Below are 12,612 nucleotides of genomic sequence, written 5' to 3' on the forward strand. Positions count from 1 at the left end.
CTTTTCACCTCTTATAGGGCTGTAAGAAGCAGCTGATTAATCTGTTCTAATGACATATCACGGGGGTTTGTGATCATGCAGGCATCCCCAAGAGCGGTCATCCCTATGGGATCTATCATTTCTTTCGTAATGCCAACATCACTTAAACTCTTTGGAGCCCCTATATCCCGGGATAATTCCCTTACGAAGTGAATGGCAGCCATTCCTGCTTGCTGCTCCGTCAATGCCCGTGTATCGATGCCCATGATGTCTGCAATCTCGCTGAATCGCCTTGGTGAGGCAATTCGATTGAAATCCATGACATGGGGAAGGAGTATCGCATTGATTTCACCATGCGGAAGGAGGTACTTGCCGCCTATGGCATGTGAAATGGCATGGGCAGCTCCCAAAATGGCATTGGAAAAAGCCAGTCCAGCCTGCAGGCTCGCCATCGCCATCGCTTTTTTTGCTTCCTCATTATGCCTGGATGCAACAGAGGGGCGTAAGTGGCGGGAAACGATGGAAAGCGCGTTTTTAGCTTGTACATCGGTCAAAGGTGTCGCAGCGATTGAAACATAGGATTCAATGGCGTGGGTTAAAACATCCATTCCGGTAGCTGCGGTCAAATCCGGTCCCAAGGTGGTTAAGGTAGCAGGATCGACTATTGCAATATCGGGAACGAGTGATTTTGAAATGATCGTCATTTTTTTCTCGCGGAATGAATCGACGATCACCGAAAACTGGGATACTTCCGAACCCGATCCTGCAGTGGTCATGATCATCACCATGGGTGGGAGGGGAGAGTGGACTTTATCAACACCTTCATAATCACTGATGATGCCGCCATTCGTTACTAAAAGGGCTACCCCTTTGGCAACATCCAAAGCACTGCCTCCGCCCAAGCCGATGATGGCATCACATTCTTGTTCTTTAAATGTCAAACAGCCAGCTTCGATCTCCCTGTCCTTCGGATTGGTCGTCATTTCAATGAAGGTAGCAAAAGCAAGGCCTGCATCTTGGCAGGATTCAATGACTTTATCCAACCAGCCAGCATTGGCCACCCCGGAGTCGCTTACGATCAGCGCCTTTTTGGCACCCAGCCGCAAGCAGGCCTCGCCAGCTTGTTCAATCGAGCCTTTACCGAAAATCACTTCCGGCATCACGAATTTAGTTATCGACATCTTTGCGCCTTCTCCCTGTAAAAATTCAATATCTTCTGTATTATTTTCCCGAAAAAGTGCGAAAATCCTGTTTGGATTACAGGTATTTTTATATAATATGACAAAATATCGAATGGATAAGTTCTTTTGATGCAGGTCAAATAGCTTGGTAATTTCTTGTATTTGTAATTTCGGTACTTTAGACATGCATGAATAGGGATAAACCTACCTAGTTAGTAATTTCTATATATTGTAAAATCGTGGTAGAAACTATTAAACTGGGAGGCATTCTATGAAAAAACAATTTCTGTCGTTAACATTAATCACAGTATTGACACTCGGGACAGCCGGGACAACCACCGCATTATCAGCGCCACATTCATCGCCGGTGCAATCAGCGCCATCCACGGACAAGCAAGTCATTAAAAGAATCGATGCCGATAAAATCTACAAGAATATTGAATACCTCTCACAAACACCTCGGGTGGCCGGTACGGATTCTGAGTATAAAGCCGTCCAATTCATCAAAAAGCAATTCCAATCTTATGGCTATAAAGCCGATATTGAAGAGTTCAATTTTTTATCTTATACAGACCCAAATTTGGTCGAGCTGTCCGTTGCCGGATTTGATGGGGAAATCCAAGCGAATCATTTAACCTATTCAGTTAATGGGGATCTGTCCGGTGAAGTGGTATATGCCGGTTTAGGAACAAAAGAAGAGCTTGAGCAAACCGATGTTGCAGGGAAGATTGCCCTTATACAAAGAGGGAACCTCACTTTTGCAGAGAAAGTTTTGAATGCAGCGGAAAAAGGGGCAGCGGGCGTCATCCTATTCAATAATGCAGATGGGGAATTAAACGGGACTCTCGGAGAGGATAATGACAAGTATATTCCATCCGTCACGATCACCAAAAAGGATGGAGAAGCCCTTTTGGAAAAATTGAATGATGGAGTCAAATTGACAGCCTCATTAAAAATAGAAGGTGCCCATTCCGGAGAAAAAACCTCTTATAATGTAGTGGCAACGAAAAAAGCAACAAAGAACAATAAAGCAAAAAAGAGCGATCTCATTTATATTACTGGACATCATGATTCCGTCGCGGGGGCACCCGGAGCGAATGATGATGCATCTGGAACATCCGTAACCCTTGAACTTGCCCGTGTTCTGAAGAATCTTCCTACAGATACGGAAATTCGCTTCGTCACCTTTGGGGCAGAGGAAAATGGATTGTTGGGTTCGCAGCATTATGTGGACAATCTCCCTGATGATGATATCAAGCGGACCATTGCCAACTTCAATCTCGATATGGTGGGAAGCAGGGATGCCGGAGATTTGGTCATTTTGACTAATGATGGAGAAATGAACCTTGTAACCGAGCTGGCCCAGGCATCAAGTACAAGACTGAATGGTGAGCCGACTCCATATGGACAAGGCGGGAGAAGTGACCATGTGTCATTTGCTGAGGCTGGAATACCCGCTGCTTTATTCATCCACAGTCCATCAGAACCTTGGTATCATACTCCTGATGATACCATTGATAAAATTTCAAAAGAAAAGCTTCAAGATGTTGCTGAAATTGTCGGCACAGCTGTCTATGACCAAGCAAAAATCGAAGCTAAAAAACCTGATTTCAATCATAAAAAAGGGAAAAAAGTGAAAGTACCGCATTTATTTGGCGAAAAGGAATTCAAATAATGCAGTAAATATTCAGAGGGTGCAGCCTGCACCCTTTCTTTATGTTTAAAAATGGAAATACGAGGGTAAAAAGTCTAATTTGGAATTGGAGCGTGCGGGCTGAATCTCCTAATTCCGTAGCATAAATAGCTTATTTATCCCTATTTAACTCTAAGACTATAATCCTTATAATAAAAATTATGAAAAATATGACAGTCTACATAATGAGAATAGTATGTTTGAGGTGATTTTTTAGGTGTATGCAAATTCATTGAGTGAAATTCACTCTGCCCTCTCCAGTAAAACTTCCGATGTGAATGAAAAAATCAATCGTTTGGAGCAGGCAAAAAGACAAATCAAAGAAGAACAGAATGCTTGTCTTGGGGAAATAGCTAAAATTAAAAACCCGGACTTGGCAAAAAGCTGGACGGGAAACCGGGCAGAAGACTTTCAAGATGCCCGCAGTGATGCATACAAGGCAATGTCAACGATCATTCATGATGATTATGATGACTATCAAGAGAAAATCGACGGTAAAATCATGATGCTTAATATAGAGAAAAAGGCTCTGAGTGCAGCAGGTACGATAGCACATGAAGCGGATGTTCTTTTAGGCAAAGGAGAAGCCGTCATAGATCAATTGGAAAGTAAAATATCATATTTAAAAGGGTGGTTGTTTTAATGACGACAATCAAACTGAATCATCCTGCCGTAAYGAAGCAAGTCGATCAAGTGAAGACGGCACTTGGTACAGTCACGCTTGGAAATTTGCCGGCAGGCGAGCTTGGCAACAATAAATTGGAATTCACYTCGAAATGGATCGATCGSGAAACGAACCTGGAGAAGGTCTTYGAGCAATATATCAAAATCGTCCAGAAAAATGTGGAAGATACCCGTGCCAACATTGACTTATTAAAAGAACAGGATGAAGCCATCGCCCATACGTCTTCACATGGGTATCAGCGATGAAGATATTTGAAGCCGAGACATTGACGGCCGCAACCAAGTCGCGCGCCAAGCAATATGAAGAACTAAAGAAGGAAGTCACAGCCCTGAAAAAGGAATTTCAGGGCATTGTCGGCCTGGATGACGAGTTCCAGGGAGCCGGTGCTACCGCCATCAAAAGCTTCTATGAAGCACAAATCGAGGTGGCGGACGCCTGGATGGAATTATTCACAACCCAGATCAGTTTTTTGGAAGGCATACCGGCCAATCTTGAAGAAGCGGACCTCTCCGGAAATACGGTGGTCGAGGTCCCCTTTTTAGATGGCGAAGTCTCAAACGGCATCAACCAAGCGAAGTCGCTTGTTGATCAACAAGCGAACGACCTTCAAAGGATCCTGAACAGCATTGACGATATCCTGCCTCTTGATATGTTCAACCAAAAGGACTTTAATGAAAAAATCACGCTGGCCGGACACAGGCTGGATGACACCGTGACAAAGGTCGAGAATGTCGACCGGCAATTGGTCGAGGAATATGATGTGTCCATCGGGCAGGAAAACGTGGCCGTTGGCCTCTTCCGTGCCTTGCTTGATGCCACCAAACAGGACGGCCACGTTTCGCCGATGACATTCAACCAATCGGCATTCAAGAGCAGTGACGTCTATCAAGTGAAGGATGAAGTCGCCGGTCAGATGAAAGACTATCAAACCTTCAAAAAGSARCAAGCRGAAGCCCGGAAAATCGAACAGGAAATGGAAGAACTCGAAAATCGTCCATGGTACGAAAAGGCCTGGGATACGACAAAAACCTTTACAGGGGAATTCACGGGATATTATGATTCWATCAGGGCCTCRACCGGAGTCGATCCAGTAACGGGCCGCAAGCTGTCCGATGCCGAACGAATCGCCGCMGGCGCCATGGCCGCCGCTGGATTCATCCCCGTCGTCGGCTGGGCCGGACGGGCCATCAAAGGCGGTAGCGCCATCTACAAAACGGCCAAAGGGCTCAACGCAGCGAACCACGCGCTCGATGCCTATAAAACGACAAAAGGCTTTAGCCTCCTCCAGAAAACCGAATACGGGATATACGGGCTCCTCGCAGCCAACGGCCTCGGTGAAGCAGCCACAGGCAAAGACATGTTCGGCAACCAGCTAACCGAGGAACAGCGCCAGAACGGGCTGTTAATGGCACTCGGAATCGGCGGTGTGGCAGGTGCGGCGAAGTATGTGGATCATTTACAGGTTAAGGATTCAGCATTAATAAATAGAGGAACAATTACATCACTAGATAAAGCTGGTCATGGCGGAATTGGAGATAACTATAAGTATAATATGATTGAGAATCCAGGACCTTTAGCAGACATTAATCCGGGAGCTGCATCTACCTTTAGAAGCGGAAAGTATAATGTGGAGGTACTTAAGCAAGATTTGATTTTATATAGAGCGGGAAAAGCAGGTGGTGGGAGAAATGCTTTAGGCCAATATTTTACAAGGGAACCCTCAACTAGAATAGAAGGGAGAATTGATTTGGCTGTAAAGGCACAGTGGATTGATCCAAAAACAGGTTCACTAACTGGTTCATCGCCACTAGATAGTGTTTATACACTGAAAGTTCCTAAAGGAACCACTATATATGAGGGGCCAGCGGGCCATCAAGCTGGAATCTATTCAGGTGGAGGAAATCAAATTTTTGTGTCAGAACCATGGAAAATTAAGGATTTAGAAGTGATTAATGAAATTCCAATAAAATAATTGTAATATGGGGGATAAAGTTGGAGCAAACATTATTAGTTATTAAAGATGCTTATGTTCGTTTGGTGAAAATATTGACAAAGGAAAAGAATGATTTAGAATTTATAATAAGTCAAGCTAAAGCCTCAATTGAATTGATTGATGCATGCTTATTGGATTGTGACTCATCAGAACAATATCGTAAAACTATGATGGAATTGAGTAGCATCTATCGTGATATAAATAAGCCTAGAGTGGGCTTATCTGATTATTTTATTTGGCATGATAACTATGACAAGAGAATTGTTGCTAATAACGAATTAGATGAAATAAAAGATATTTTATTAAAAGAATTTAAAAGTGACATTTGATTTTATCAAAAGTATTTCTTGCTAATAAAAGGACCTTAACATAAGTTGTTAAGGTCCTTTTATTATAATGACTGAAGGACTTTTAACCCACAAGAAGCAGAAGATGAGTTAACATTAGAGGAGACTTATCGAGACGAATAAATAAAGTAATAGAAGAATTAAGAAATGCAGAGGTTGATTATAATCCTTCAGCAGAATAGCGATATTTATAAAGGATTGATTACATTAGCGGGTTATATAAAAGTAAAAAGCTCATGGTGGTTGAACCATCATGGAGTATTGGGTGCAATGATAGAAAAACTATAAAATTCTGAAATCTCCTTTGAAGAATATAGTAAAATAATGAATTCTATTAAATGAAAATGAGGTTTTTAATTTGAATGGATTAACAGGTGATATTTTAGTGAAAGGAAACATACTTAATGGCAATACAAATAAACAGGATTTTTGTATAAAATTTCAAAATGAACTACTATCAAGCGATATATCGAATAATATGTTTGTTTTTAAGGACGCAATTATGTTAGATGGAATTTATTTTTGGATTGTAGTTAACTTTCAGAATGGTAAAGTTTCTCGTATTGAACTCGACAATGCTGATGAAAATTTGAAAAATAATTACAATAATTGGTCTAATTATAAAGCTGAAAAAAAGAAAGAGATACATGATAAATGGGTAGAAGAGATATTAGGAAAACCAGATATTAAAAAAGGAGACTCATTAATTTATAATAGAACTTGGGGAGAAGTCACTTCATTTGAAGATAAGAAAAGTGGACAAGTAGAGATCTGGATCAGTTATAAAAAATGACACAGAAAATCAAATCTAGCTATAATAAAATGAAACCTTGAGTGGCTAAAGCCATTCGAGGTTTTTTTATAAAAAAACTTAAAGTGATTTTGTAGTTTAGGTGTTAGATTTAATAAAAACAAAAGTGATACTTTAATCAATGAGCAAGGATTACTGAAGGCTGACGAAATAGTACTTAAATAAAAAGTAGGTGTAAAGAATGACAGGCAGAAGAATGGTAGACAGATGGGAAGACGATAACAAGATTTTTATGAGTTTAGCCATTAAGAAAAGATTATTACCGAGTATGTATGGCAGTATTATCGGAGACATGCTGGGTGTTCCTGTTGAATTTAAAAAAAGAGGGACTTTCACTATTAATGATATATCGGGATATGGAACCTATAATCAGCCGCCAGGCACCTGGTCGGATGATACTTCGTTAACTTTATGTTTAATTGAAAACTTAATTGAAAAAGGCGATTCAGCGGAGCTCATGCAAAAATTCGTTCAGTATATGGAATCTGGCTATTGGACACCACATCATGAAATGTTCGATATTGGCAGAACGACCAGTGAAGCCATAATTAAGTTTAAAAATGGAGCCCCAGCGCCAGAATGTGGCGGAAATGCCATGTTTGATAATGGAAATGGGGCGTTGATGAGGGTCGCTCCAGTAGCATTTATCCTTATTAATAACTTTAATTTCATTGAAAAAATCCAAACCATTAAAAAGTATACGGAAGTAACACATGCACATCCGCGTTCTGTGGTAGGTTCCATTATTTATGTCGAGTTTTTACTTAGACTTTATTATAATAATTCTCCTGAAGATGCAATAAGACAAACAAAAAAACTTTTTGATGAGAATTTTGATAAAGGTCATATATACCAAAAAGAGCTGCAATCCTATTCAAGGATTTTTGAGGAAGATTTCTTTTCATTACCACAAGAAGAAATTCAGTCAGATGGTTATGTCGTTCATACGTTGGAAGCAGCCATTTGGTGTTTAGGAAATTCAAATTCGTTTAGCGATGCCGTTTTAACAGCAGTGAATCTAGGGGATGATACGGATACAGTAGGTGCCATTACAGGGACAATGGCAGGTATGTACTATAAAATGGACGACATTCCTAAAGAATGGCTTGAGAAAATCATCAGAAAAGAAGATATTGATGAATTAATCAAGCAATTCCATAGTTTTTGTGCAGATAAAGCCATTAAAGAAGAGTATGGGGATTGATGTGAATCACCCATATTAACTATAAAAAAACCCCCTATAAAAGACTTTTATAGGGGTTTTTTATGTCCAGTATCCAGTATATGCTATGTTAAACGGGAAGCGAAGCAGTTTATTTTTAATGATGGAAAATTAAATTATGGAGTGGGAAAATGCTAAGAAAAGGTGAGTATACGATCTATAATTGGAAAGAGTATAGATTCATAGAATCTAAAAGCAAAGGATTGATAGAACTAATAAGCAATAACAAGGAAGACATGAACTATGGATTTATCCATAATAAAGATAATATTTATACAAAAGTTATTTCCTTAAATGAAGTAGAAAAGCTATTTTTAATTCATTCTTTTGCAAAATATAAAGGAGAGTTGTTTGGAGCTTCTAATGGCGAGAATGGAAAAATTCTTCTAGCAACTCCTCATTTAAAACTCGCCGAAAAGTATGGATTTGAACGTACAGATAAATATCTTTATTCTAAAAATGTAAATTTAGATGAAGTTGAAATAATAGAAGAGCGAAAACTGTTTTCGTTTGATTAAAAATAAATCGTTACAATTAGTAAGACTTACGAAGAGATACAGGATACAAATGTTATCAAAATGAAAGATTTAAATTAACTTAAGAAAAGGATTACAGATCAAAAAAAATTTGAATTTTTTGAAAGGACACGGAAGGGGATTAAGGGATGAGTAATCTGAAAAAGGGAGAGTTGGAAATAGAAGGTGTTTTTATTTTTCCTAACTGTAAATTAGATGATATAAAAACAAAAGAATCTTCAAGTATGTTTAAATTTATAACCCTTGATAGTCATAATAAATCTTTAAGGTTTTTAAAGGCACCTAAATTAGGTAGCAAATATTTTAATGTCCGATTATCATTTAAAAATAATTTAATATCGGGAATTAATTTGAAAGTAAATAATCCATCCATTAACCAATGGGACTATGAAGAAAAACTTTCGCAGCATGGCGAATGGCTTACAGAGCAAATTGGGTATCCAGAAGGTGTATTGTCTGAAAATGTTTTTGAATGGGGTAAGATTACGCAATGGTATGATCCAAGGTCATGTGATGCAGGAATCAGCATACTATATTTTAAAAGATAAAAAGAAAAAGGTGTATATCTGAATCGTATAAGAAGATAACTCGGATTATATATTTCTTGAGGTTAAGTATATAAAAGAAAATGTACATAATTAGACGGGAAGGGAATTAATTTGAAAAAGTTGGAATTGGAGAAATTATTAATTAAAGATAATGTTCCAAAAAATCTATATAGCCTTAATGGTGGACTACCTAATGAGGTACTTTGCTTAAATAAAAGAGATAATATTTTGGAAGTCTATTATAGTGAACGTGGGTTGAAATCAAATTTAAAGAAATTTGATACAGAAGATGATGCATGTGAATATTTTTATAAAACAGTTTTGGAACTTCTGAATTAATATTCATTCTTTAATACAAGTGACATTATAAAATATTAAATAAGATCAAGTTAGACGAGGTGAAGCTAAAGGTGAAATATGCCATATATAATCATAAGGATTACCTCTTGAATATCCGTAACGACAGGTTAAGACTAAGAACCCATGAACCTGAACAAGGATTTCGTGAACTTGTTGATCAAACAGGGAATAAAACAAATCTATTTATCAAAGATGTGACTAAAGAAGAAGTTGATTTAGTTTATGAACTAAAGTTTGTGGTAGCTTACAAAGGTAAAGAGTTTGAGCCATATTCATTGGGCAGGCATATCTTGGATGAAAATGAGATTTCGTTATTTAGTATGGATAGTAATGATGTAGACTGCTATGAATTCGAAAAGAAAGAGCAATTTGTTTTTAAAAAGGACGTGCCTCTTAACGACATAGAATCGATTATTGAGGTGAAAAAACCACTATTAATATTTGAAGATTTACCTGAAAGCAGGAAGGTTATACCTAGGGGAGAAGTTAGAGACTATATAATGAAGTTGAATAGTATATGAATGAAATGGAATTTTATTTTTATGATAAATACTTACCTGAAAAATGGAGGAACCTATGATAAGAAAAGGAAAGTATGCAATACATAATGGTAGCGAGTATAGTTTTAGTCTACTGGAAGATAATTCTATAAGGTTAATAAGTAATAAGCATGCTGATCTATCTCAAGGTTTCAAACATTTAGATGAAAATATTTATATAAAAAATGTTTCTGTAGAAGAGGTAGATTTATTTAAGATAAATTCAAAGGCAATATATAAGGGAGAGGTGTTTCCAGCATCTGAAGAAAGAAGAACTGGAAAAGTATTGTTGGATACAACAAACACTGAACTTGCTAAAAGGATGGGGTTTGAACGGACAGATAAATATATGTACTCCAAATCTGTGGAATGGGGTGAAGTGAAAATAATCGAGGAGAGAAAACCCTATACATTAGATTAATTTCCTAATTTAAAGTGCCTACATAAAGTAAAAGCGATTATTTCTTCTAAAAGTGGGTATTAAGAATTAAGCGGTCTTTCATTTAATATCTAGCACTAAGTTTTCTTTATGTTGAATAAGGAGAATTTGGTGGGAGGTGATTAAATGAGGAAAGCCTATGGTATAAAAAGTTTGATGATTTACCTTGAGTCGGTAAATTATCCAATTACCGAAGAGGAAATCAATGATCCAATATTGAATAAAAAGATCCCCCATCTCAGACCCATCGATAATTTGCTGATTTTTAATTTGGATCATATTGATGGCTGGCTTAGTGATCAGCAATCCAGCCCTTAGTTAATTGAAGCCTTGCTTTAAGTGGAGCTTTGATTTATATGTGTACCTTTGATTTATATGTGTACCTTTGATTTATATGTGTACCTGTAATCTAAGTCTATTGATAAAAAGGAAAAGCTAGCCGAGGTGTTTCATGAAAACCTTGGCTGGCTTTTTGTTTATCTCTTCATTTTCAGAAAAACGAATCAGTCCCAGTTGATTTGGTAACGACTGTATACTGCCGTTATGCCTGGATTATAATAGCCTAAGCAGAGCCTGTGCACCTGTTAAGATAAGCCCTATGATAAAACCGCAGACCGCCCCGTTCACCCGAATCCATTGCAAGTCTTTTCCTACACCATTTTCCATCATATCAATCAGCGTTTCGTTGTCTAGCTTATCTAAGTTTTCTTGTACAAGATTGCCGATCTGAGTATGATTATTTTCAATGAGAACAGTAATTTGTTTCTGTATCCATTGATCGATGCGGGTGCTATTTTCCTTAATATTGTCCAGTATATGATGAATCATTGGAGTCAGGTAAGTATCCATGAAGTGTTCATCTTCGACGAAATCCAATGCTTCTTGTTGAATTTGTTTTAGGCTTCCCTCTATTGTCGCCTCAGGCTCCCATTTTGTCAGAAGTTGTTTTTTCCATTTTTCAACTCCTTCTAACAGTTCCCGGTTATGGTTAATGCCTTGTATCTCTTTCCTGATATATAAGATTAAAGCCTCTCTATTTGGTTCTTTCTCGTTTTGTAAATTATTTACGACACTTAATAGCAGGTTTTGGATGATATTCCCAAGTTTCTCTTCATTAAGTAGACTTTGAATGGATTTAACGGCGAACTGAAGCATACCTTCCAGTTCAATCTTGCTGAGTACATCCATGGAAACAGTGCCAAGTCGGTGACTGGTTTCCTTTTTTCCTAACCAATCTTCAGCTTTTTTCAAAACATGATCCAAAGCCTTCTTATCAAACTCTTCGTTAAGTAACTCTGAACTTACTAAATGTAGAATCTTGCTCATGTCTATGCTGGAAAGTGATGCTTTAATTTTTTTTGCAACGAAAGGCGTAATCTTTTCTATATCTATATAACCAATCATTTGCTTGATCAGTTTAATCAGGACTTTTCTAAAAGTATCACTTTGAATCTCTTTTCCTAAAATAGGGATCAATTTTTCAGTAAAAGGAATATGTTTTACTTTGTCCTGAATGCTTTCCTTAGAAAGCCAGTCGTTTTTTAACATCGAAACAAGTGCATTTGTCATTCTTTTACGATTGTTGGGCAAAAGCGCTGTATGGGGGATTGGTAATCCAAGCGGATGGCGGAATAATGCAGTGACTGCAAACCAATCTGCCAATCCGCCGACTAAACCAGCCTCAAACCCTCCATGTAATAAATCTAAAGGCAATGTACCTTGAAATGGAGTGGTTGCAATATAACCCGCCCCCATGATAATTAGTGAATATCTAGCTATTTTTCTTGAAGATTTTATTTTTGGTGACATTATATTCCCTCATCCTTAAAATGATAGTCAATTACTATAACCCGAATCATTAGCAAATTTTATAACTTACTTTCATCTAGTAGTATAGCAGGTAGTACAAAAAAATAACCACAACAAGGCAGTAAGTTCATTATTTTTGGGCATTGAATATTGTCATTTCCCCTTAAATGTTCAATATTCTGATGATAAATGCACAAAAAAAGCCGATTCACTCAATCGGCTTCAGACTGTAGACAAACTCGATGAAAATCGAGTTTGTCTATTTTTTATGGCTTGTACAATTTGGACGTTGATTTCCACTCTAGGCACTCGCTTTCCGCGGGCGGTCGGGGAGCCTCCTCGGCTTTCGCCTGCGGGGTCTCCCCTAGACGCGCTTTTCCCGCAGGAGTCTCGTACCTTCCGTTCCAATCAACTTTGTCTTACCTTTTAGATAGAACACTTTTGCCTGGAGTCATTTTTGTTTTAAAATA

Annotated in this window: 16 protein-coding genes and 1 pseudogene; 15 read left to right on the plus strand and 2 right to left on the minus strand. The window is 38.0% G+C overall.

Annotated features, from left to right (window positions below; genetic code table 11):
• Positions 1 to 11: 11 nt before the first annotated feature.
• A complete protein-coding gene (locus tag AC1DVB_RS14635) occupies positions 12 to 1,160 on the minus strand; it encodes an iron-containing alcohol dehydrogenase (protein ID WP_057278735.1) in 1,149 nt (382 codons plus the stop codon).
• A 271-nt stretch (positions 1,161 to 1,431) separates the two neighbouring features.
• Here AC1DVB_RS14635 and AC1DVB_RS14640 point away from each other — a divergent pair, with 271 nt between their 5' ends.
• The 15 genes and pseudogenes from AC1DVB_RS14640 to AC1DVB_RS14710 all read left to right on the plus strand — a co-directional run bounded on the left by AC1DVB_RS14640 (position 1,432) and on the right by AC1DVB_RS14710 (position 10,651).
• Positions 1,432 to 2,835, plus strand: a complete 1,404-nt coding sequence (locus AC1DVB_RS14640) for a M28 family peptidase (RefSeq protein WP_095678700.1) — start codon at positions 1,432 to 1,434, stop codon at positions 2,833 to 2,835.
• A 235-nt stretch (positions 2,836 to 3,070) separates the two neighbouring features.
• Complete coding sequence (locus AC1DVB_RS14645; protein ID WP_063577498.1) at positions 3,071 to 3,496, plus strand: YwqH-like family protein; 426 nt, start codon at positions 3,071 to 3,073, stop codon at positions 3,494 to 3,496.
• Positions 3,496 to 3,783, plus strand: coding sequence for a YwqI/YxiC family protein (locus tag AC1DVB_RS14650; RefSeq protein ID WP_477589739.1), 288 nt, complete (start codon positions 3,496 to 3,498; stop codon positions 3,781 to 3,783). Before AC1DVB_RS14645 ends, AC1DVB_RS14650 begins: the two co-directional genes overlap by 1 nt.
• Positions 3,780 to 5,510: a ribonuclease YeeF family protein gene (locus AC1DVB_RS14655; RefSeq protein WP_477589741.1), complete on the plus strand. Its 1,731-nt coding sequence runs from the start codon at positions 3,780 to 3,782 to the stop codon at positions 5,508 to 5,510. The genes AC1DVB_RS14650 and AC1DVB_RS14655 overlap by 4 nt, the downstream gene beginning before the upstream one ends.
• A 20-nt stretch (positions 5,511 to 5,530) precedes the next feature.
• Positions 5,531 to 5,860, plus strand: a complete 330-nt coding sequence (locus AC1DVB_RS14660; protein WP_230134380.1) for a hypothetical protein — start codon at positions 5,531 to 5,533, stop codon at positions 5,858 to 5,860.
• 81 nt (positions 5,861 to 5,941) lie between these two features.
• Positions 5,942 to 6,060, plus strand: a pseudogene (locus tag AC1DVB_RS14665) (Imm3 family immunity protein); the annotation flags it as partial.
• Complete coding sequence (locus tag AC1DVB_RS14670) at positions 6,026 to 6,166, plus strand: hypothetical protein (protein WP_230134379.1); 141 nt, start codon at positions 6,026 to 6,028, stop codon at positions 6,164 to 6,166. The pseudogene AC1DVB_RS14665 and the gene AC1DVB_RS14670, both read left to right, overlap by 35 nt.
• 70 nt (positions 6,167 to 6,236) lie before the next feature.
• The gene (locus AC1DVB_RS14675) at positions 6,237 to 6,671 is read left to right on the plus strand and encodes a hypothetical protein (RefSeq protein WP_239860092.1); all 435 of its coding nucleotides are present in this window, start codon (positions 6,237 to 6,239) and stop codon (positions 6,669 to 6,671) included.
• A gap of 199 nt (positions 6,672 to 6,870) precedes the next feature.
• The gene (locus tag AC1DVB_RS14680) at positions 6,871 to 7,893 is read left to right on the plus strand and encodes an ADP-ribosylglycohydrolase family protein (protein WP_230134376.1); all 1,023 of its coding nucleotides are present in this window, start codon (positions 6,871 to 6,873) and stop codon (positions 7,891 to 7,893) included.
• A gap of 149 nt (positions 7,894 to 8,042) precedes the next feature.
• Complete coding sequence (locus AC1DVB_RS14685; protein ID WP_230134374.1) at positions 8,043 to 8,429, plus strand: type 2 periplasmic-binding domain-containing protein; 387 nt, start codon at positions 8,043 to 8,045, stop codon at positions 8,427 to 8,429.
• Between the two features lie 146 nt (positions 8,430 to 8,575).
• The gene (locus AC1DVB_RS14690) at positions 8,576 to 8,995 is read left to right on the plus strand and encodes a hypothetical protein (protein ID WP_230134372.1); all 420 of its coding nucleotides are present in this window, start codon (positions 8,576 to 8,578) and stop codon (positions 8,993 to 8,995) included.
• Between the two features lie 111 nt (positions 8,996 to 9,106).
• The gene (locus tag AC1DVB_RS14695) at positions 9,107 to 9,334 is read left to right on the plus strand and encodes a hypothetical protein (RefSeq protein WP_230134370.1); all 228 of its coding nucleotides are present in this window, start codon (positions 9,107 to 9,109) and stop codon (positions 9,332 to 9,334) included.
• 71 nt (positions 9,335 to 9,405) lie between these two features.
• On the plus strand, positions 9,406 to 9,876 hold the full coding sequence (locus AC1DVB_RS14700) for a hypothetical protein (protein WP_239860097.1): 471 nt from the start codon (positions 9,406 to 9,408) through the stop codon (positions 9,874 to 9,876).
• 55 nt (positions 9,877 to 9,931) lie between these two features.
• Positions 9,932 to 10,315, plus strand: coding sequence for a hypothetical protein (locus tag AC1DVB_RS14705; protein WP_230134368.1), 384 nt, complete (start codon positions 9,932 to 9,934; stop codon positions 10,313 to 10,315).
• A gap of 144 nt (positions 10,316 to 10,459) precedes the next feature.
• On the plus strand, positions 10,460 to 10,651 hold the full coding sequence (locus AC1DVB_RS14710) for a hypothetical protein (RefSeq protein WP_477589746.1): 192 nt from the start codon (positions 10,460 to 10,462) through the stop codon (positions 10,649 to 10,651).
• Between the two features lie 234 nt (positions 10,652 to 10,885).
• Here the strand turns inward: AC1DVB_RS14710 and AC1DVB_RS14715 are convergent, their stop codons facing one another.
• Positions 10,886 to 12,142 (minus strand): DUF445 domain-containing protein, encoded by a 1,257-nt coding sequence (locus AC1DVB_RS14715; protein WP_477589748.1) that lies wholly within the window; start codon positions 12,140 to 12,142, stop codon positions 10,886 to 10,888.
• Positions 12,143 to 12,612: the final 470 nt, after the last annotated feature.

It is taken from the genome of Peribacillus sp. P4_D6, from assembly GCF_056401795.1.

Bases quoted from the DNA above. Each gene is read 5' to 3' on its own strand.
- AC1DVB_RS14635 (WP_057278735.1), bottom strand. From the start codon at position 1,160: ATGTCGATAACTAAATTCGTGATGCCGGAAGTGATTTTCGGTAAAGGC.
- AC1DVB_RS14640 (WP_095678700.1), top strand. From the start codon at position 1,432: ATGAAAAAACAATTTCTGTCGTTAACATTAATCACAGTATTGACACTC.
- AC1DVB_RS14670 (WP_230134379.1), top strand. From the start codon at position 6,026: ATGCAGAGGTTGATTATAATCCTTCAGCAGAATAGCGATATTTATAAA.
- AC1DVB_RS14680 (WP_230134376.1), top strand. From the start codon at position 6,871: ATGACAGGCAGAAGAATGGTAGACAGATGGGAAGACGATAACAAGATT.
- AC1DVB_RS14685 (WP_230134374.1), top strand. From the start codon at position 8,043: ATGCTAAGAAAAGGTGAGTATACGATCTATAATTGGAAAGAGTATAGA.
- AC1DVB_RS14690 (WP_230134372.1), top strand. From the start codon at position 8,576: ATGAGTAATCTGAAAAAGGGAGAGTTGGAAATAGAAGGTGTTTTTATT.
- AC1DVB_RS14705 (WP_230134368.1), top strand. From the start codon at position 9,932: ATGATAAGAAAAGGAAAGTATGCAATACATAATGGTAGCGAGTATAGT.
- AC1DVB_RS14710 (WP_477589746.1), top strand. From the start codon at position 10,460: ATGAGGAAAGCCTATGGTATAAAAAGTTTGATGATTTACCTTGAGTCG.
- AC1DVB_RS14715 (WP_477589748.1), bottom strand. From the start codon at position 12,142: ATGTCACCAAAAATAAAATCTTCAAGAAAAATAGCTAGATATTCACTA.